This window comes from Gilliamella sp. B2969 (genome assembly GCF_026536195.1).
Classification (GTDB): Bacteria; Pseudomonadota; Gammaproteobacteria; order Enterobacterales; family Orbaceae; genus Gilliamella.
In genome coordinates, this window is sequence record NZ_JAFNOP010000004.1 from 162,526 (window position 1) to 182,953 (window position 20,428).

Consider the following 20,428-nt stretch of genomic DNA (forward strand, 5'->3'; position numbering starts at 1 on the left):
TGTAGTTTTTTTTAGCACTATCTTTATCAAATTTACGTTCACCTTTCTCTTCAATACCGGTGGCTAATAAACTAATACTTTCTAAATATTTTCCTTCTTTATATGCATCGTCACCAGTACGAGTATACAGGCTGTTAAAAGAAAAATTAAAAAATTGCTATAGTTAACCGCATCATATTTCCTTTCAAAAATTTTAGTTAAATTATCAGTCCATTGCAGATGACAATCGTTTGTTTTTTTATCACTAATTAACTCAGTATTAATCAGCGTAACAAAGTTTATAAAAAATTTTCGGCGATTTATTAACTTTTTTTGCTATAGTCATGAGCAAAAATCTAAATTAAATTTAATTTTGAAAAGATGAGATAGCGTTGTTGAAAGTATCCTCCCAATAATATCGAATTCATTAGGAGGACAGATTCTATTTACGAGTCGGCTTTTTTGCTGTCGCTTGGCGCGATGATCGAGATAAGTTATTCAGTTTGACTCGCTTAGGCCGAACATTAGACTTACCCAAAGTAGAATTTACAGTAAAACTTTTAATTTCGGCAGGTAAACCAACAATTTCCCGTAAATAATTGACTGAATCAAGGCTTAACTCCATCCATGTACCACGTGATAAACCTTTAGGTAGCGTGATGTTACCATAACGAATACGCAACAATCGACTTACTTGTACATCTATGGCTTCCCACATTCTACGAACTTCTCGATTACGGCCTTCGGTAATAACCACATTGAACCATTGATTAAGACCATCACCACCTTGCGCTTTGATCGATTTAAATGATGCAGGACCATCTTCAAGTTGTATACCTTTGCGCAGTTGACTAATTTGTTGATCGGTCACATTACCAAAAACCCGAACCGCATATTCTCGCTCAATTTCATGTCTGGGATGCATTAACCGATTGGCAAGTTCACCATCTGTAGTAAATAGTAGCAATCCCGAAGTATTAATATCAAGCCGACCGATATTCACCCATCTAGCATTTTTCAAACGAGGCAAACGTTCAAACACGGTTGCTCGACCTTGAGGATCGTTACGGGAACAAATCTCACCTTCTGGTTTATAGTAGGCAAGTACACGACAGATTTCTTTTTCTTTACTCCGAAGTTGTACTAGATGACCGTTAATACGAATTTTAGGATTAGTATTAATATCAACGCGATCACCTAATGTTGCAATTTTACCATCAACACTAATTTGACCTGCGGCGATCATTGCTTCAATTTCACGACGAGAACCATTACCCAAGTTGGCTAAGACTTTCTGTAATTTTTCGCTGTTATCGTGTACAGACGGTGCCCGCTTTGTCGAAAATGATTTTTGCAGCATTACCGGTTTGTCTGTTGATTTATTGCTTTTTATTTTTCTTGTATCTGCTGTGTTTTCATATTTTGAAACTGCTGTTGTGCTATGTTTCATATTGTCCTCACTGTTACCTTCTCAGGTATCATTTATCTATTCAAAACATTATCAATATTAAAATAACGTATAAAAAAACGGCTATTCAAATGGTGTAGTATCACCACTACCTTGACGAATAATATCAGGGTAGTCATGGGTCAAGTCTATAACGGTTGTTGGTTGTTCGCTAATATAGCCGCCATGTACAATTGCATCAAGTTGATGGCCAATTTTATCTTCTATCTCATCGGGATCGGATTGGGCCTGAGTATCATTGGGTAAAATTAATGTAGTTGTCATCAAAGGTTGACCTAATAATTCCAATAAAGTCAGATCTATTTTGTTATCAGGAATACGTAATCCAATCGTTTTACGTTTTTCATTCATTAATCGTCGTGGAACTTCTTTACTCGCGGACAAAATAAAAACATACCGACCTGGTGTATTATTTTTTAAGAGCCGAAAAGTGGTATTATCCACAAAAGCATAGGATGAAAGTTCTGAAAGATCACGGCACATTAGCGTAAAATTGTGATGTTTATCTAACTGACGGATTTGACAAATACGATCTACGCCATATTTATTATCTAACAAACAACCAAGTGAATAGCCAGAATCAGTCGGAAAAGCTATTACGCCACCATCATTCAATATTTTTACCACTTGCTCTAATAATCGAGTTTGTGGATTATCAGGATGAATATAAAAAGTTTGGCTCATAATGTTGTTCAATCCAATTTTATATTTAACATATCATTTTAGTTTAAATGATCACAATTAATAATTTTCAACAATATCAATCTGACGTATCTTAATATCAATCTTCATTTATAACACCCAATTATGCCAGATTGGTGTAACACTGCTTGGTAGTGGTGCTGTTTTACCTAAATCAAGATAATTAACCAAATCATGAAAATCCGATCCTTGTGATGCCAGTAATCCAAATTCATTTGCAAGTTTAGCTAATAATTGTAGATCAGTTGGTGTTTGTCGACTTTGCGAAACTTCCATTGCATCACCGCCAAATTGTTTAAAATCACTAAGCAAAAGTTTTAACTTAGTTAACGTTAAATCATAACGACTGGGATGTGCAAGTACTGCTTGCCCTCCCGCATTATGTATCGCATTTACCGCGTGATCAATCGTGCAACATTGCGAAGGTACGTAAGCATAACCACTTTTGCCTAAATATTTTTTGAAGGCTCGATTCACATCTTTTACATACCCTTTAGCCACTAAAAAACGTGCAAAATGAGCACGTGAGACAATATCACCTTTAGCATATTCTTGAGCTTGTTCATAAGCATTTTCAATACTTACTTTTGCTAATTTATTACTAATAGCCTTTGCTCTATCTATGCGACCTTGCTCTTGCCGTAATAACAAAGCAGTTAATTGGGGATCTTCAATATCAATATTTAAGCCAACAATGTGTATTTCATTATTTTTCCAGGCTGTTGATATTTCAACGCCACGAATTAATTTTATAGGTAATTTGTCTTTTTCAATAGTGTATATGGCTTCTGGCAATCCTTTTACTGTATCATGATCGGTAATAGCCAACATTTGAAGTTGATTTTCAACGGCCCTTTTGACTAAATCTGTTGGCTTTAAAATTCCATCCGATGCAGTAGTGTGCGAATGTAAGTCAACGATCATTTTTTTCTCGATAATTATTTTTAAACGTGTAATATACCACACAATTTGTATGACCACTAAAAGGTATATTATGAAAGATCAAATTATGCTTGCTCAGCAAGATACATTAGCTATTATTGAGGAACTTTTAGATGATGGTAGCGATCCTCATGCACTTTATTTGATTGAACATCATATTTCATCACAAAATTTTGATAATTTAGAAAAGGTTGCAGTAGAAGCTTACAAATTAGGCTATGAAGCAACCGATCCCGATGAAGATGTAGATGATGCGGGTAATTTAGTTATTGGCTTTGATATTATTGCAGAAAGCCCTCTTAATGCCGAACTTATTAACGCACAAATTGCTGAAATAATCACGCTGGCCAATCAATTTAACGTCAATTACGACGGATGGGGTACTTATTATGAAGATGGTAGTGATGATGATTTTATTGAAGACGAATCTGCTGAGACCCTCCACTAATCATAAAAAATAATAAACGGCATTCTTATCCGCATATTTAACGGATAAGAATATTTATTGCTTAACGTATTATAATTCTTCGATACGACTCTTTCTTTTCTGATTTGGCGAAACACTACGCACCAAAATTTTGTCGTGATGATTCAGCGAAACTGGACCTTGATAACGCTGCCACTGCTGCCCTTTATCAATTGAATATTCAATACTTAAACCAGGGAAAACAATATTTGCTATCAATTTACCATTTTCAATTTTTGCTCCAGGGACAGGTAGACGATAATCAACTAAAGCCGCATCCAATTTAGCTAATTCTCGTTGCCCTAATAAATTGGCAAATTGGTTCCAATCATTAAAAAGTTTTTGCTGATCAACATAATGGGTTTCACCTATTTTGAATTGGCGATCTTTTTGATAATTTGTTTCCCAATCGGCTTTATGCCATGCGCGTTCGGCAACACTGAGTAATCGAGGATAGGCCATATAAGCCATTTTCTCATCTGTGCGAATATTTTCAGTCCAAATTTGTGCTGATAAACCATATGCACCTGGCCAATCCATTGTACCCTTAGCTGCAAAGGCATCACCGTTACGATCAAAAGAAGTTTCAGCATTTTGTGGCAAGTTATCTGGCGCAAAACTGAAGATTTTGCGTTCGTCATTAAACCGAGCAGCCCAATAATACCCGCTTTCTTTTGGATTAACTTCGTAAGGCATATCTAAATAGACATAATCAGGATTAGATACAATAACTTTATAGCCCTTATTGGCAAATTCATTCACTGAATCATACCCGCCCCAATACAAGTTATCCCAGAAATTGACAATCACTTCATCGGTGGCAAAAGCGTTGGCATCATTAGCAAATTTTACACCATCTTGCCAAACTTGCATGCGATTAATCCCATTGTCTTTAATGATTTTACTTACTTCGACGGCAAAATAACTTGGTAAATGTTCAAAATTCTCAACTACGCCAGTATTGACAAAGGTTTGGCAGGCTTGTGATTTTGCCCATGGATGATCTTCAACACTTTGATCGATTAAACCTTTACCAGCCTCTTTTTGAGCGGCATGGATATCTTGGTAGCCATTACCGAAATGAATGTTTTTTGCTTCATCACCACCAAAATGCCAAGTTGTAATGGGCTGGTTAGCTTCAACATGCATTTTAGCGATTTCACTAATGACTTTATTAACAAATTTTTTCGAAGACTCCAAACATGGATTGAGATAACTTTGTCGATTATAAAATTGTACCGTTGTTGTATTGGATGTATCGCTTGGATCAACCAATCGATATTCATTCGCTTGTTGTTCTTGTCCTTGTTCCATTAGGCGTTGATATCTCACTTCCATCGACCTAATAGCGGCTCTAGCATGAGCAGGCATATCGATTTCTGGGATGACTTCAATAAAACGAGCATTGGCGTATTTTACGATTTCAATATAATCATCTCGAGTAAAGTATCCACTGCCGCTATTATTGCTATTTGGACCCGATCCGAGTTGTGGTAATAAGCATTTTTTCTCACTCAAATCATGACAACGTTTACTACCAAAATTGGTCAGTTCAGGTAAACCTGGAATTTCAATTCGCCACCCCTCATCATCACTCAAATGGAAATGAAATTTATTCATTTTATATTTTGACATCGTATCAAGTAACTGTAATACCGCTTCTTTACTTTTGAAATTTCGACCGGTATCTAACATCATTCCACGATATTCGAATCGCGGGGCATCCTCAGCTGAAAGTACAGGAATAATTTGAGGATTATTGGCATGTAATACAGATAATATCGATTCTACACCATAAAAAATGCCACTTTGATCAAAAGCTAAAATGGTTGCCCCTTCAGGAGTGATATCTAACTTATAACTCCCTTTTACCCCTTTCTCAAATGCACTTTTATCAATTGAGGCTTTAATGTTAAAGCCTTTACCGCTAACAGGGATATTCAATACTTTAAAATGTTCATTTAATACCGATTCGCTCTCTTTTGCTAAGCCATTAAGGACTAAATTAACACCATTTTCATTGAGGATGACCATTTCCTTACCAACAGTAAGTTTCGATGGTGTCGGCAAAATCTGTCCTCTTAACAACTCGGCATTAATAAGTTGTATATCATTGTTATGATGATAACGATGTTCAGGCGTCATTAAAATATTATGATCATTGGGGGATATTTTCCATTGTTCGCCTAAAGGTTCAACAAATGCCGATAGATTATCAGAATCAGTATCCGTATTAACAATCACTTTAGGTTCAGCATTTGACGAGGTAACATACCATCTAGGCATCACATCACTTTCACTAATTTGCCAATATTCACCAATGATGGGGATGTTCACAATAGCTTTCTCGGGAATACCTTTGAATTTGTTAGTCGGTTCAAGCTTGTGCAAATCACCTGTCACATGGGTGATTTTAAATTGATCATTATTGACGGCTAAAATCATCCGAATATTATGAAAATAGATTGCCCAATCTTTGTCAGTTATCGCAGGCCCCGTGTTTTTAAGCGTTAACGTCACTTTGTTACAAGATGCCCAATCTGCCCCCAATGCAGCACAATCTACACCATGATTTACAGCATTATTATCTACTATATGATAATTTAGGCGTAATTGTGAACTCATGGTATCCACAATTTTTTGTGAAGCATTCACTGATTGTGCAGTGCCCATACTGAATAATGATGCTATCGATGTAGCTATAATAGCTGATTTAAATTTTATCATGACAATTACCTATTTTTGTTTAGCATTGAAAATGGTGAAAGGAACAGTAACAATAAATTTGATATCGTGTTCATCTTGGAAGATATTGCCATATCCGCCCTCCCAGCTTGGGATATTGGTGTGATTGTTGTATTTGGTATAATGAAGTTGTAAAGACGTATCTTTTATCCAACCATTTTGTACGGTATAACCTAAATCAAAATTATAAGCTGACTCAATTAAACGTTTCTTTTGGTTAAACTGTTTGTTTGTGCTCGGTTTTGCATCCCAACCATAAGCATAAGACATACCTGCTTTCCAACCGGTTAAGTAATTTGATAGATCGCCTAAATCATAAGTGACTTCAGTAAATATCGCCTTCTCACCATTGGCATTAAAGTCAGAACGTGAATTCCACCACACATCTAATCGACCATTTGAAGAAGCATAATCCGGCGTCATGCGCTGTAGAAAGTAGCCCTGTTCCCCTTTCGCTTTAACAACCACACCTTCAAGTCGTAGACCAACCGGTCCCATTTGATAACCTAAAGTAGCTGCTTGCAACCACGCCAAACCATCATAAACATTTTTTCCTTTATGAGACTGATCTTTAGCCCCATAAAATTGATAACTCATGGTAAGTGGATTATTGAAAATATCGGTTTTATATGAGGTTTTACCAAAAAATTGGTTCATATAATTTTGCGCTTGACCAAAGGCGGTTTCTAACACTAAATCATTTTTAAAGTCATATTTCAAACCAGCAGAATGGAGGTAATCAATTTTTTTTCCTTTGCCCCATTGTTTAAATTCATAAAGTCGTTTATACCATGGTGCTTTGTATTTATCTGCCCACATATAAGACATGGATAAAGCGCCGGCATCATCGAAATCAAGCAAACTACCAAACTCCACACCTCGATAAGTACCGGGTAATAAACTCCAGTGTGGCGCCAGTAATGTTTGACCTGAAGGTTGAATATACCCTGCTCTAAGCCAAAATTTGTCGTCGAGTTTAAAATTTACTAGCGCTTTATAAAAACTCAGCCCACTGACATCTTTCTTCCAATCCTCATCCCATCGAGTATTGGCACCACTAAAACCGATTTCATTAGGGTGTCCATTGCCACCGTTACTGACTTCCCAAGCACCATAACCACCTAACTCAATTGCAAAGCGATCAGCCATATAACCCGATTTGAAATCTAAATTTGTGTTAAATGATGAGTGCCTGAGGTTTTTTTCATATTTATGTTCTTCAATATTTTTTCTTTCTCGATCACGATTCCAGAAAAATACATTTCCCGTGAGTGATGAATCATCAACAAAATTATTTTCATAAACGGCATACACAGGATTAATACTATAAAAAAAAGAGAAGGATAAAATATATTTTGTTAGAAAATGAAAACGGGATGGTACAACAGCAAGCGTATTTAGATTCATGTTTGTTTCCCTAAAATTATTTTATTTATACAACAAGTCACAGCCTCACTTTAAAAATTTTTTGCAAAGTTAAATCACTAACTTATTTTCATGTAAATGACAATTAACGCCTATTTTAGCAAGCGATTTACATCAGATAACAGATAAATAAGTATTTTTATAATGCATAAACATATTTTAGTTCGCAAATTAAATGATCTTAAATCGTGATCAAAATCACCAAAAAATAGAAATTAATACTATTTTTATTAAATAAAAGCCGACTTTTTTCAGATAAAAAAATAATTATTTAAGCGATCTTTAAAACCTAAACAGTAGTGTGATAGGTAAAGTAATAAATTGAATATATTGAATTATTATCAATATGAGCAATATTTAGAAAGTATCGAACAAAAAAAAGAGAAACGATTCACATTTCTCTTTATTTGATTTGCCGTTAATAACAGATTTTATTAGTATTAGTTTTCCGTATCGATTTCGTCAAAACTTTTTACTAACTCATCAATTGCTTTAATCTGTTTTAAGAATGGTTCTAGTTTTGCTAATGGTAACGCTGATGGACCATCACATTTTGCATGACTAGGATCTGGATGAGATTCTAAAAATAACCCTGCAATACCTACAGCCATACCTGAACGAGCAAGCTCAGTCACTTGCCCCCGTCGACCGCCAGACGCTGCGCCCATTGGATCTCGACATTGTAAAGCATGGGTGACATCAAAAATAACAGGTGAACCATGACTGGCTTTTTTCATAATATTAAAACCCAGCATATCAACGACTAAATTATCATAACCAAAACAGCTACCACGATCACAAAGAATAATTTGATCGTTACCGGCTTCTTCAAACTTTTCGACAATATTCCCCATTTGACCTGGGCTTACAAATTGTGGTTTTTTAACATTAATCACCGCACCAGTTTTAGCCATTGCAACAACCAGATCTGTTTGCCTTGCTAAAAATGCAGGCAATTGAATTACATCAACTACATCTGCAACTGGCTGGCATTGCGCTTCGGTATGCACATCGGTAATCACTTTTATACCAAATTGCTTTTTTAGTTCTTCAAAAATTTTCAAGCCTTCTTCCAAACCTGGTCCACGATAAGAGTGTACTGAAGAACGATTTGCCTTATCAAAAGAGGCTTTGAAAATATAAGGGATATTCAATTTATTTGTCACGGTAACATAATGTTCACAGATTTTCATGGCTAAATCACGTGATTCAAGAACATTCATACCACCAAATAACACAAATGGTAAATCATTAGCGACAGTAATATCGCCAACTTTAACTCTTTTTTGTTGCTTCATAAAATATTCCTAGTTAAGGTTTAAACCATCGACCAAGCGTAACCCTATCGTTACCACTATAGTCAGCGACGGTTTCGACTAATTGAAATCCATGTTGTTTGAAAATTGTTTGAACGGCCAAACCTTGTTTCCAGCCGTGTTCAATTAGCAACCAACCATATTGATGAAGGTGTTTAGTTGCACCCTGTACAATTAATTTAATATCTGCCAGCCCCTCGTCTTCCGAAACCAGTGCTGTTCTTGGTTCATATCGCACATCACCATGCGATAGATGTATATCGGTTGGTTCGATGTATGGCGGATTACTGGTAATCATTGAAAATTTACGATTCTTAATCGGCTTATACCAATCACCTTGTAAAAAATAAACGTTATTAACCCCAATTTGATTAGCATTTTCTTGAGCTAAAATTAATGCATCTTTATTTTTTTCTACTGCGGTAAATAAACAATCTGGGCGCTCTGTTGCCATTGCAATAGCAATAGCACCTGTCCCTGTTCCCAAGTCTAGGACTTCGCAAGGTATTTTAGATAAATATTCCAAACCTAATTCAACTAATTTTTCAGTGTCGGGTCTTGGAATCAATGTGGCATTTGAGACATGAAACTTTAAAGACCAAAATTCCTTTTCACCCGTGATATAGGCAATCGGTTCGCCAGCTTGACGTCTTTTAAGATATCCATCTAAGGCAATTAGCTCATCATCATTAAGTAATGTTTCACTAAAAGCCATCAAAAATGTGCGTGTTTTATGCGTAACAAAGCTCAATAAAATTTCAGCATCACGTTTAGGGCTCTCACTTTCAGTGAGCGTTTGTGATGCTGATTTTAGCCATTCTAAATAAGTCATTCATCCTGTTCCGATAATGCCGCGAGTTGATCTGCTTGATACTCTTGAACGATTGGATCAATTAACATTTCTAATTTACCTTCCATCACTTCATCTAGGCGATAAATAGTCAGGTTAATACGGTGATCAGTAACTCGACCCTGTGGGTAATTGTACGTTCTAATTCTATCTGAACGATCACCTGAACCTAATAAATTACGTCTGGTTGAAGCTTCTTCTTGTTGTCGTTTTCGCGTTTCTGCATCTTGAATACGTGCAGCTAATACAGACATCGCCTTAGCTTTATTTTTATGTTGTGAACGCTCATCTTGACACTCAACGACAATACCGGTTGGAATATGGGTAATACGAATAGCTGAATCAGTGGTATTAACGTGCTGACCACCCGCCCCTGAGGAACGATAAGTATCAATTTTTAAGTCTGCTGGGTTAATTTCTGGCATTTCCGCTTCGGGAATTTCAGGTAATACTGCAACTGTACACGCTGAAGTATGAATTCGACCTTGCGATTCGGTTTCTGGTACACGTTGAACACGATGGCCACCTGATTCAAATTTCAAGTTACCGTATACACCATCACCACTAACCAGCATAATCACTTCTTTATAACCGCCATGTTCACCATCATTTGAGCTCATGATTTCAACTCGCCAATTTTTTGATTCAGCATAGCGAGTATACATTCTTGCCAAATCCCCAGCAAAAATGGCCGCTTCATCACCTCCAGTCCCTGCTCTAACTTCAACAAAGCAGTTGTAATCATCATTAGGGTCTTTAGGTAATAATAGAACTTGTAATTGTCTTTCTTGTTCTTCAACTTGACCTAATGCTTCATCGAGTTCTTCTTGAGCCATTTCACTCATTTCAGGATCTGACAACATCATTTTAGCGGTTTCAATGTTTTCTTGTGTTTGCTTCCAACTCGTAAAACATTTAACCACGCCAGATAATTGAGAGTATTCTTTAGAAAGCGTACGAAAACGATTTTGATCGGCAATAACCGAAGCATCAGATAATAATGCTTGAACTTCTTCATAGCGCTCTTGCAGGGTTTCTAACTTGCTGATAATAGAAGATTTCATAAAAAGTATAATTTTAACGATAAATAATTAAATTTGCTGGGCATTATATACTTTATTGTATGCAAAATACAGTTTCAGCTTGTTGTCTGCTTAGTTAAATAACCTTGATAAAAATCGGAAAAAATTAATCTATAAAAAATCAATCTACTAAAAATGTTGCACATGTCACATAAATCGCTTTTTCAAGTTTTAAAAAATTGAATCACCTCATAACATATAAATGTAAACGTTATCATTTATTTTGCAAACATAAAAAATAATAACAAATAAATCATATAATAATTTAATGTTATCGTATACATAAACTAATTTTAAACTATTTAAGGAGTCGCAATCATGAAAAAATTTTTTGTATTAAGTTTATTGGGATTAAGTTCTATTGCCAATGCTGCAATTCAATGGGATACACAACAAGGAAAATTAAAATTATATGGTGATGTTGAATTCAATACCGATGCAGCAAGCAGTAAACAACAACTAAGTTCATTAAAACAAACCGCTGATAAAAAAAATCAACCTGCCGACAAAGATCGCTGGGATATCAATGGGCGAATTTTGATTGGTTTAGATGGTTATCGAGAAATCAACCATTCTAATTATGCTGGTTTTACAGTACAACCTCTTGCTGATTTAAGTGGTGATATGAACCTTGATGATGCAGCTTTTTACTTTGGGCAAAAAAAGGAGTGGAATATTAAAATTGGTCGTTACGAAGCTTATGACATGTTTCCACTGGGTCAAGATACGTTTATCGAATATTCAGGCAATACCGCCAATGATCTTTATGAAGACGGTTTTGGATATATTTATATGATGAAAGAAGGTCGAGGTAGGAGCAAAAATGGCGGGAGTATTCAATTAAATAAACCCTTTTTAACTAATTTTAATTTCGAATTAAATGGATTAATTAACAATGGTGAGAAGATGTTCAACAAATCAACTTATCATGGCTATAACATCGACAAAAAGAAAAATGTTGCGTATGTTCGTCCTGTTTTATCTTGGAAAAATGATAGTGTATCAACAGCAATTGCAGCCGAAACCAATGTTGTTAAAAATGCTTATGGTTACTATGACAATGATGAAAAATTTCGAGATCAATCTAAACGAACAGGCTATGGCGCAACATTCTCATGGAATAGCGAAGGTGACTGGAACGCATCGAATAAAGGACTTAAAATCAATACTAGCTTTGCATATATGAATGCCAAAGATGAAAAAGATATGACTATAGGTACCAATCTAGTTTGGGAACAAATTGGATTTGGGTACATTTTTGCCAATAATGATATTAAAAAATTTAACCTAGAAAATCGTATCAAAGACGGTCATATCAATAATAAAGGAAAATATAAAATCCATACAGTTAATGCTTCTTACTTAATTAATAACGTATTAGATATGGACAATTTTAATATTTATTTAGGTACCTATTATTCACTATTGGATAGAAGTAAATCTCATGGTGATAATACCGATGATCGCTATGGTGCACGTGTAAGGTTTAAATATTTCTATTAATTAGTAATAAAAGCCAGTTTAGTTATTTAATTTGCTGGCTTATATTTATTAGTTTGCAAGTTTTTTTATCAAGGGTATAGTTACCTACAATTACTTAGTGATTTCAACACCAATTTTTTATTGTTAATGGTAAAAACGATGAAACAAACAATATGGAAACTCGAAAACCCAATTAAACACTTTGATTGGGGTAGTATGGATCAGATAACAAAAATTTTGGGGATCAGTAATCCCAGTCAAAAACCAATGGCGGAAATTTGGATGGGAGCGCATCCAATCGGCTGTTCAACAGCCATTGAAATTGACAATCACAAAGTCAAACTTGATAAATTGATCAATGATAACCCGCAAGCTATTTTAGGTGAAGATACATACAAAAAATTTGCTGGTTTACCTTATCTTTTTAAAATACTTTCCGCGAATAAAGCCTTATCAATACAGGTTCATCCAACAAAAACCGCGGCTAAATGTGGTTTTGAAAAAGAAAATCAATTAGGCATTGCCCTTAACGATCCAAAGCGAAATTATAAAGATCCTAATCATAAACCAGAATTAATTTACGCCTTAACCCCCTTTAAAGCGATGCGATCATTTCGACCTATCGATGAAATACTTATGCTGTTTGCAAAAATTAACGTTTCGATACTTGAAAATGAAATCTTAAAATTGAAAAATAATCGTACACCTCAGCAATTGAAACTGTTTTTTACAGCATTATTGAATCTTTCGGAAAAAGAAAAATTACAATTAATTAATCAATTACTAAATAGCATAAACGATATAGAAATTGAGCCTTTTTCAACAATCAAGATGCTTGCTCAAGAATATCCAAATGATATCGGTATATTTATGCCATTAATTTTAAATGTTATTGAACTACAACCCGGGCAAGCTATGTTTTTAGATGCGCAAACACCTCATGCTTATATCAAAGGAACAGGGCTTGAAGTAATGGCAAACTCAGATAATGTGCTTAGAGCAGGCTTAACGCACAAACACATTGATATACAGCAGTTAGTAAACAATACAAGTTTTGATAGCTTAAGTTTAAATAATTTACTAATAAAACCAATAATCAAAGCTAATAGAACCTCTTTTCCGGTTCCAGTTGACGATTTTAATTTCGAAATTATATACAGTAATGATCAACAACAAGAACAAAAGGTAACTAGCGCACAAATAGTATTATGCCTTGAAGGAAAGATTTGCTTGACCACAGAATTTGAATCAGTAGTCCTTAGCAAAGGAGAATCAGCTTTTATTGCTTATCAAGCTAAAGCGTATTGTTATACAGGAGAAGGGATTTTGGCTACAGTTTCTAATTAACCTTTTTAATGCTTATTATTACAACCAAATTAATAATATTGGATGAGAAAATTAATTTGGCCATAGGTATTTTATTTTCTGTTATTTAAATTCGAGAAATTTGTTACGAGCTAATAAACTTAAAATAATCCTATCCATAGCCGAAAACAATTAACACTTTGGATGTAACGCCCATCCACAATAATTCCCATGCTTAAAGTGGCAATAATTGATCCAAAAATAGAAGAAAATGCACCAGATATACCTGAAGCAGCCCCTACAACATTTTTTGGCTTAATTGCATGAGGATAACACAGAACATAAGAGGCCATAAATAGAAAGTCCGATTAAAATCAATATAATCTAATTATATATTTGATTTTCAATACCTGCTGATATTTGCCAATATATGACTAATAAAACAATGGTAATGAATAAAAACATAACATTGGTTAGCGGCTTGAAATTTTAAAGATTTTAATCGAAACATAATCTGCTAACAATATCCCTAAAATTTAACCAATTTTAAATACAGAGAATCCAGCCATTGATACTAGTTTACCTAAATCTTTTCCAACAACTTCAAATGGTGAACTAAGGAATTTAAGCTCCCAACTAACAATGCCATATCGCAAAATAAAAATAAATGCGCTATAGATTGAGTAATAGATTAATCTAATGTTTAAAAAATATACGTTTTCGCTATTTCCATTATAATCTCAGATTTCTTACTTAAGCTGCTCCTTTCTATTTAATCACTTCATCAGTTGGTGGAATATTTTTATTTAAACATAATTTATTCGTTTTTTATTTTTTCGAATAACTTATTGTTTTTTTTATTTTTAACATCTGGTTATCAGTTTTTTAGGGTATTACTTTCGTTGACTTGAATTGTATGACTATTATAAATAACTTGTTGTTTTACCAAGGTTAAATACCTATTTAAATTTATCGTGATGAGTTTCAAATATATATTCAATATTTATATATTATTTTTTAGATTATTATAGGCTGCAATAGAAAGAACCTATCATTGTTAACTACAGTAATTATCTTTTTAACTTGGTAACTAAACATTTTCGATAAAAATATAGCAATATAGTTGTAAAAATTTATTTCTGACACTTTTTATTTTTAAACCCATATTTATTTATATTATTTAATTTAAATGATAAGAATCAATAACATGCTTTCTATCATTTGAGTATAAAGGTTTATTATTATGGTAATAGATGTTTTTTTCTTTATTAGTGCCACCAAGATTTGACGATTTTGTTTTTAAAGCTTTCCACTCTTCGCTATTATGCAGTAAATAAAAAATTCGAACTCCATAGATATAAAAAGGCTCTTTTAATCCTAAAGTCGATAATGGATCGTTGAAGTGTTTGTATTGTGATGTGGAGATTAAAATAGCATTTTTAGTAACATCAAAATCATTCAATACTAAAGAATCAAAGGACAATATACCAAAAATAGATGGAATCGAAGGCAAACTATCCCATTTGTAATTGTCCGTATTCAATTTTGCCAAATCGATACTAGCTTTTGAAGCTTTTTTAAAGGATGCATAAATATTATCTTGATAGCCACGAATATTGATAATCCCATTTTCTAACAAGGTACAATCATCAGCAATCCAAAAATCGTTTTCTTTTTTTAATTTAAATTGAATTGTAATAGAAGATTCTTCGTTGTTTTCTATCAATGGCAATCGTTTCCAAACTAAAACGGTATTGTCAAAAAGCGGATATAGCAATATTTGATTTTCTTGCTCTGACATTGAACTTTTCTCAACATTTTTAATAGACTTTTTAGGATAATTTACTTCCAAAAGTGATTTGAGATTAGCGATAAAGTCATTCTTATTACGAGGTTCAATTTGTGTAAAATTAAGTTCAAAATAATTAGCATGATAAATAGAATCAAAAAGCTGTTCAATTTCATGATGATTGTATCCTGCATTATTTGACAAAAACAATCTATTAAGTTCTTCCAGTTCAGGATCTTCAATAATATGTGTTCTATTAATTAACCAAACCTCTTGTTCATTTACAAAGAAAGGGATAGTTCTATTTAAAAAGTTTCTACCCACATTTAAATTACTACTTACTTGATGCCAAGTTGTACCTTTATCATTTGAATTTAAAAATACATCTTTCGTGTTATTATAACGAGTAGAAGATGCATCATCAATTTGTGTTTCAATTAATAAATGTTGAAGTGTAGGAGATGGAATCACACGTATGGGGTAATCATTACTCAAAATAACTTTAAATTGTATGTCACTGTTCAATTTGGATAAAAAATAGACACCAGAATCTGAGGAACCAAATATATTCATTCCATCTTTATTATTATCAAATATGGAATAATTATTAACTTTAAAACCAAGATCATCACTATCTATCGACTCTTCACCCTTGTAATCTTTTGATAATAAAAAAAACTCATTATCTACTATGATTAACTTAGACTGATAACTATTCTGATTTTCATTTAAAAGTGATGAATAATCAATATCATCTGGACCTTGAGCAAAAAATGCAAATTTAGCATCCAATACAGGATAAAATCTAAAAACACATAAAAACACTAAAAATAAAACTGATAGTAATGTGTATAAATAATGTACTCTATGTCCATACATATCTGATAGTTTTAAATTAAATACTGTTATTTCATTAATGTATCAATTTCTTATTCTTAATACAATAAAAATGAAGCTAATTATATTAGATCGCTTGTAAAGTCACATAAAAATGTACTCTTATCATACAAAATAATATTGCCATGAGAATCACATAATATATAACCCAATAAAACTTTTTGAGTTTTCTTCATTCGCCATACGTCGAAAAATCTGTTTTTGTTTAAAATAGTACTCTTTATTCTTATTTTGCTATGGCAAGCTTGTATTTATCACTATAATTTTTAATTGCATCTTATCCATCTTCAACAATTAGCCGATGTCCACAATAAGTATAGGTAACTTGTATGAAATTCTTCAACAGTCGATTGATATATATATATACATTTAACCATTAAATTATTATGTTTAATTATTATTAGCATATAGGCCTTTGTATCACTAAAAGTGTTGTTTGAATAAAAAATACCAGTTTATTATTCTATTTCGAAAAAAAATACCTAGATTAACTCTTATTCCAACTACAATTTTAAAAAATTTATTGAAATTTTTGCATGCAATTCTAATATACTGGATTTGGAAAACATTTCAGTTTCAAAATCACATAAATAACTAGTGAACTTGTAAGATTTCTTATTGATTTTAAAGTGGTAATGTTCTATGAAAGTTTTATTTGAACAAAGCGGCTTTACTCACCTTATATGCTCCGCTGTCAGCATACTGAATCAGTATAGTCTCAATTATATAAAATAACGTAATTAATTTTGTTGTGAAAAATTATAGTAATTATTGAGTTTTGAGTATGTAGAATCCGAAGCTCTTTAAAAATTTTTTTACAAACTTAATTGAAGTTTAGATGTGAAATATCGATATTATTTTTACTTTAGCCAATATTTTCATAAGTTTTTGCAAAAAAATGCCGTTAGCTATCTAACGGCATAAATTTAGATACAAAAACATCAAAATAAAACTATTTTTTCTTCGCTTTTACATTCGGTAGATCGGTTACCGATCCTTCATAAATTTCGGACGCTAAACCGATCGATTCATGTAATGTCGGATGAGCATGAATAGTTAATGCAATATCTTCTGCATCACATCCCATTTCAACAGCTAAAGTGATTTCACCTAGCAACTCTCCACCATTCACACCGACAACTGCTCCACCAAGTAAGCGATTATCAGCTTTATTGAAGATCAGTTTTGTCATACCCTCTGAACAATCAGAAGCAATCGCGCGTCCTGATGCTGACCATGGGAAGATTGCTACTTCGTAATCAATACCTTTAGCTTTTGCTTCTTTTTCAGTTAAACCAACCCAAGCTACTTCAGGTTCAGTGTATGCAATTGAAGGAATAGTTTTTGGATCGAAGAAGTGTTTTTTACCGGCAATTACTTCAGCAGCAACATGCCCTTCATGCACACCTTTATGCGCAAGCATTGGTTGACCCACTACGTCACCTATCGCATAAATATGCGGTACATTAGTGCGCATTTGTTTGTCAACTTCGATAAAGCCACGATCGGTAACATTTACGCCAGCTTTTTCAGCGCCAATTAGTTTACCATTTGGTGTACGTCCAATTGCGACTAACACAGCATCATAGGTATGCGTTTCGGTCGTTCCGTCTTTTTTCTCCATGGTGACATAAATGGCATCATGTTTTGCTTCAACGGTAGTGACTTTAGTTTCCAGTCTTAGGGTAAACTTCTTCTGGATTTGTTTAGTGAAGACTTTAACCACATCCTTATCAGCCGCAGGAATCACTTGGTCAAACATTTCAACCACATCCACTTCTGAACCTAGGGCATGATAAACAGTACCCATTTCAAGTCCAATAATTCCCCCACCCATTAATAATAATTTTTTAGGAATGGTGGTTAATGCTAATGCATCGGTTGAATCCCAAATACGCGGATCTTCATGAGGAATGAATGGTAATGTAATTGGGCGAGAACCAGCAGCAATAATCGCATTATCAAAGGTAATTTTGGTAATGCCTTTTGACGATGTCACATCCATAGTATGACTGCCAGTAAATTGCGCTTCACCTTGAATTACGTTCACTTTACGCATTTTAGCCATACCCGCTAATCCATTAGTGAGCTGATTAATAACTTTCTCTTTCCAACCGCGTACTTTATCTAATTCAAGTTTTGGGGTACCAAAATGAATACCATGCTCAGTTAATGATTTGGCTTCATCCATTACTTTAGCAACATGCAGTAATGCTTTGGAAGGAATACAACCGACGTTCAGACACACCCCACCTAGCGTTGAGTAACGTTCAACTAAGGTGACATCTAAACCAAGATCGGCTGCGCGGAACGCAGCGGAATATCCCGCTGGCCCTGCACCTAAAACTACAAGTTGTGTTTTAACTTCTTGACTCATAATCTATTTTCCTCCACTACATCACTAAACGACGTAAGTCGGATAATACGTTAACAATATGGCTTAAGAAGCGTGCACCGTCAGCACCATCAATCACACGGTGATCAAATGATAATGACAATGGTAACATTAAGCGTGGTGTAAACTCTTTACCATTCCAAACAGGTTTCATAGTAGAGCGTGATACCCCTAAAATTCCGACTTCAGGCGCATTTACAATTGGAGTAAATGAAGTGGTACCAATTCCACCTAGGCTAGAAATAGTAAAACAACCACCTTGCATGTCTGAACCTGTTAATTTACCGTCACGCGCTTTTTTAGAAATTTCAGCCAGTTCACGTGAAAGTTCAACAATACCTTTTTTATTCACATCTTTAAATACCGGCACTACTAAACCATTTGGCGTATCAACCGCTACCCCAATATTAATGTATTTTTTAATGATTAAGGTTTGTGCATCTTCAGATAATGAACTGTTAAAGCGTGGGTAAGCCGTTAACGCACTTGCTACCGCCTTCATAATAAATACAAGTGGTGTGATCTTAAGATCAAGTTTTTTCTTATCAGCTTCAGCATTTTGTTGCTTACGAAATGCTTCTAGATCAGTAATATCTGTTTCATCAAATTCAGTAACATGCGGAATCATGACCCAGTTGCGATGTAAATTAGCACCTGATACTTTTTGAATCTTAGTTAATGGTAATGATTCTACTTCACCAAATTTACTGAAATCAACTTTTGGCCATGGTAGTAAGCCAGGTAATGCACCACCTGCATTGCCACTTTCAACTTGTTTAACCGCATTTTTAACATAAGCTTGAATATCTTCACGTAAAATACGATGTTTAGGACCTGTTGGTGTCACTTTAGCAAGATTAACGCCAAATTCGCGAGCTAAACGACGAACCGATGGTGTTGCATGTGCATAAGCATCATTTTCAACAAAATCATTGCCCGTGGTTGCTGGAGCTGATGCCTTAGCCGGCTCAGCTACTGTTGCAGGCGCCGGAGCTACTTGAGCTGGTGTTGATACTGGCGCTGAACTTTCAGCTTTCGCTGGTGCAGTCGATGCTGCCGTTTCAAATTCCATTATTTTAGAACCAGTTTTAACTTTATCGCCAACTTTAACAACAATGTTTTTAACAACACCAGCAACGGTTGCAGGCACTTCCATTGATGCTTTATCGCCTTCAACAGTGATGATGTTATCATCGATTGCTACGCTATCACCAACTTTAACCGAAATTTCAGTGACTTCAACCTCATCACCACCAATATCAGGTACATTGACATCAACAATTTGACTTGCGGCTGGAGCAGCAGGCGCTGATTTTGGCTCTTCTTTGGTAGCTGGTGCACTTGCACCATCTTCATCAAATTCCATAATTGCAACGCCAGTTTTTACTTTGTCACCAACTTTCACAATGATAGATTTTACAACGCCTGCTTGTGGTGCAGGAATTTCCATTGACGCTTTATCACCTTCAACAGTCATAATATTATCGTCAACAGCAACTTTATCACCGACTTTGACCAAAATTTCGGTTACTTCAACTTCATCACCACCAATGTCGGGTAATTTTATTTCTATACTCATTCTTTT

The 20,428-nt window shown here is 34.4% G+C and carries 15 protein-coding genes; 3 read left to right on the forward strand and 12 right to left on the reverse strand.

The features are described from left to right. Positions 1-421: 421 nt before the first annotated feature. The 3 genes from rluB to rnm form a co-directional block, all read right to left on the reverse strand. On the reverse strand, positions 422-1,339 hold the full coding sequence (gene rluB, locus J3U66_RS05060) for a 23S rRNA pseudouridine(2605) synthase RluB (protein ID WP_416379723.1): 918 nt from the start codon (positions 1,337-1,339) through the stop codon (positions 422-424). Between the two features lie 171 nt (positions 1,340-1,510). Continuing rightward, a complete protein-coding gene (locus J3U66_RS05065) occupies positions 1,511-2,131 on the reverse strand; it encodes an L-threonylcarbamoyladenylate synthase (protein WP_267332521.1) in 621 nt (206 codons plus the stop codon). Between the two features lie 108 nt (positions 2,132-2,239). Next, positions 2,240-3,073, reverse strand: coding sequence for an RNase RNM (gene rnm / locus J3U66_RS05070; RefSeq protein WP_267344832.1), 834 nt, complete (start codon positions 3,071-3,073; stop codon positions 2,240-2,242). A 70-nt stretch (positions 3,074-3,143) separates the two neighbouring features. Here rnm and rraB point away from each other — a divergent pair, with 70 nt between their 5' ends. Then, positions 3,144-3,539 carry a ribonuclease E inhibitor RraB gene (gene rraB / locus J3U66_RS05075; RefSeq protein WP_267332519.1) on the forward strand — a complete coding sequence of 132 codons (396 nt, stop codon included), beginning with the start codon at positions 3,144-3,146 and terminating at the stop codon, positions 3,537-3,539. A 69-nt stretch (positions 3,540-3,608) separates the two neighbouring features. Here the strand turns inward: rraB and J3U66_RS05080 are convergent, their stop codons facing one another. The 5 genes from J3U66_RS05080 to prfA all read right to left on the reverse strand — a co-directional run bounded on the left by J3U66_RS05080 (position 3,609) and on the right by prfA (position 10,957). Then, entirely contained in the window at positions 3,609-6,284 is a 2,676-nt protein-coding gene (locus J3U66_RS05080) for a beta-N-acetylhexosaminidase (RefSeq protein WP_267348252.1), read from the reverse strand. Positions 6,285-6,293: 9 nt separating this feature from the next. Further along, positions 6,294-7,709, reverse strand: a complete 1,416-nt coding sequence (locus J3U66_RS05085; protein WP_267348253.1) for an OprD family outer membrane porin — start codon at positions 7,707-7,709, stop codon at positions 6,294-6,296. A gap of 458 nt (positions 7,710-8,167) precedes the next feature. Beyond that, entirely contained in the window at positions 8,168-9,025 is an 858-nt protein-coding gene (gene kdsA, locus J3U66_RS05090; protein ID WP_267348254.1) for a 3-deoxy-8-phosphooctulonate synthase, read from the reverse strand. Between the two features lie 13 nt (positions 9,026-9,038). Continuing rightward, entirely contained in the window at positions 9,039-9,875 is an 837-nt protein-coding gene (gene prmC, locus J3U66_RS05095; RefSeq protein WP_065798068.1) for a peptide chain release factor N(5)-glutamine methyltransferase, read from the reverse strand. After that, complete coding sequence (gene prfA, locus J3U66_RS05100; RefSeq protein ID WP_267332515.1) at positions 9,872-10,957, reverse strand: peptide chain release factor 1; 1,086 nt, start codon at positions 10,955-10,957, stop codon at positions 9,872-9,874. Before prfA ends, prmC begins: the two co-directional genes overlap by 4 nt. A 336-nt stretch (positions 10,958-11,293) precedes the next feature. On the opposite strand from prfA, the gene J3U66_RS05105 reads away from it, so the two are divergent. After that, on the forward strand, positions 11,294-12,478 hold the full coding sequence (locus J3U66_RS05105) for a carbohydrate porin (protein ID WP_267348255.1): 1,185 nt from the start codon (positions 11,294-11,296) through the stop codon (positions 12,476-12,478). A 138-nt stretch (positions 12,479-12,616) separates the two neighbouring features. Continuing rightward, a complete protein-coding gene (gene manA / locus J3U66_RS05110) occupies positions 12,617-13,804 on the forward strand; it encodes a mannose-6-phosphate isomerase, class I (protein WP_267348256.1) in 1,188 nt (395 codons plus the stop codon). A 119-nt stretch (positions 13,805-13,923) separates the two neighbouring features. Here the strand turns inward: manA and J3U66_RS05115 are convergent, their stop codons facing one another. From J3U66_RS05115 to aceF, 4 genes are all read right to left on the reverse strand, one after another. Continuing rightward, positions 13,924-14,115, reverse strand: a complete 192-nt coding sequence (locus J3U66_RS05115) for a hypothetical protein (RefSeq protein WP_267348257.1) — start codon at positions 14,113-14,115, stop codon at positions 13,924-13,926. A gap of 827 nt (positions 14,116-14,942) precedes the next feature. Next, positions 14,943-16,343: a hypothetical protein gene (locus J3U66_RS05120; protein WP_267348258.1), complete on the reverse strand. Its 1,401-nt coding sequence runs from the start codon at positions 16,341-16,343 to the stop codon at positions 14,943-14,945. 1,057 nt (positions 16,344-17,400) lie between these two features. Next, complete coding sequence (lpdA, locus tag J3U66_RS05125; protein WP_267332510.1) at positions 17,401-18,825, reverse strand: dihydrolipoyl dehydrogenase; 1,425 nt, start codon at positions 18,823-18,825, stop codon at positions 17,401-17,403. A 16-nt stretch (positions 18,826-18,841) separates the two neighbouring features. Then, entirely contained in the window at positions 18,842-20,422 is a 1,581-nt protein-coding gene (gene aceF, locus J3U66_RS05130; RefSeq protein ID WP_416379720.1) for a pyruvate dehydrogenase complex dihydrolipoyllysine-residue acetyltransferase, read from the reverse strand. Positions 20,423-20,428: the final 6 nt, after the last annotated feature.

Coding starts and splice junctions, on each gene's coding strand:
- rluB (WP_416379723.1), bottom strand. CDS start 1,339: ATGCTGCAAAAATCATTTTCGACAAAGCGGGCACCGTCTGTACACGAT.
- J3U66_RS05065 (WP_267332521.1), bottom strand. CDS start 2,131: ATGAGCCAAACTTTTTATATTCATCCTGATAATCCACAAACTCGATTA.
- rnm (WP_267344832.1), bottom strand. CDS start 3,073: ATGATCGTTGACTTACATTCGCACACTACTGCATCGGATGGAATTTTA.
- rraB (WP_267332519.1), top strand. CDS start 3,144: ATGAAAGATCAAATTATGCTTGCTCAGCAAGATACATTAGCTATTATT.
- J3U66_RS05080 (WP_267348252.1), bottom strand. CDS start 6,284: ATGATAAAATTTAAATCAGCTATTATAGCTACATCGATAGCATCATTA.
- J3U66_RS05085 (WP_267348253.1), bottom strand. CDS start 7,709: ATGAATCTAAATACGCTTGCTGTTGTACCATCCCGTTTTCATTTTCTA.
- kdsA (WP_267348254.1), bottom strand. CDS start 9,025: ATGAAGCAACAAAAAAGAGTTAAAGTTGGCGATATTACTGTCGCTAAT.
- prmC (WP_065798068.1), bottom strand. CDS start 9,875: ATGACTTATTTAGAATGGCTAAAATCAGCATCACAAACGCTCACTGAA.
- prfA (WP_267332515.1), bottom strand. CDS start 10,957: ATGAAATCTTCTATTATCAGCAAGTTAGAAACCCTGCAAGAGCGCTAT.
- J3U66_RS05105 (WP_267348255.1), top strand. CDS start 11,294: ATGAAAAAATTTTTTGTATTAAGTTTATTGGGATTAAGTTCTATTGCC.
- manA (WP_267348256.1), top strand. CDS start 12,617: ATGAAACAAACAATATGGAAACTCGAAAACCCAATTAAACACTTTGAT.
- J3U66_RS05115 (WP_267348257.1), bottom strand. CDS start 14,115: ATGGCCTCTTATGTTCTGTGTTATCCTCATGCAATTAAGCCAAAAAAT.
- lpdA (WP_267332510.1), bottom strand. CDS start 18,825: ATGAGTCAAGAAGTTAAAACACAACTTGTAGTTTTAGGTGCAGGGCCA.
- aceF (WP_416379720.1), bottom strand. CDS start 20,422: ATGAGTATAGAAATAAAATTACCCGACATTGGTGGTGATGAAGTTGAA.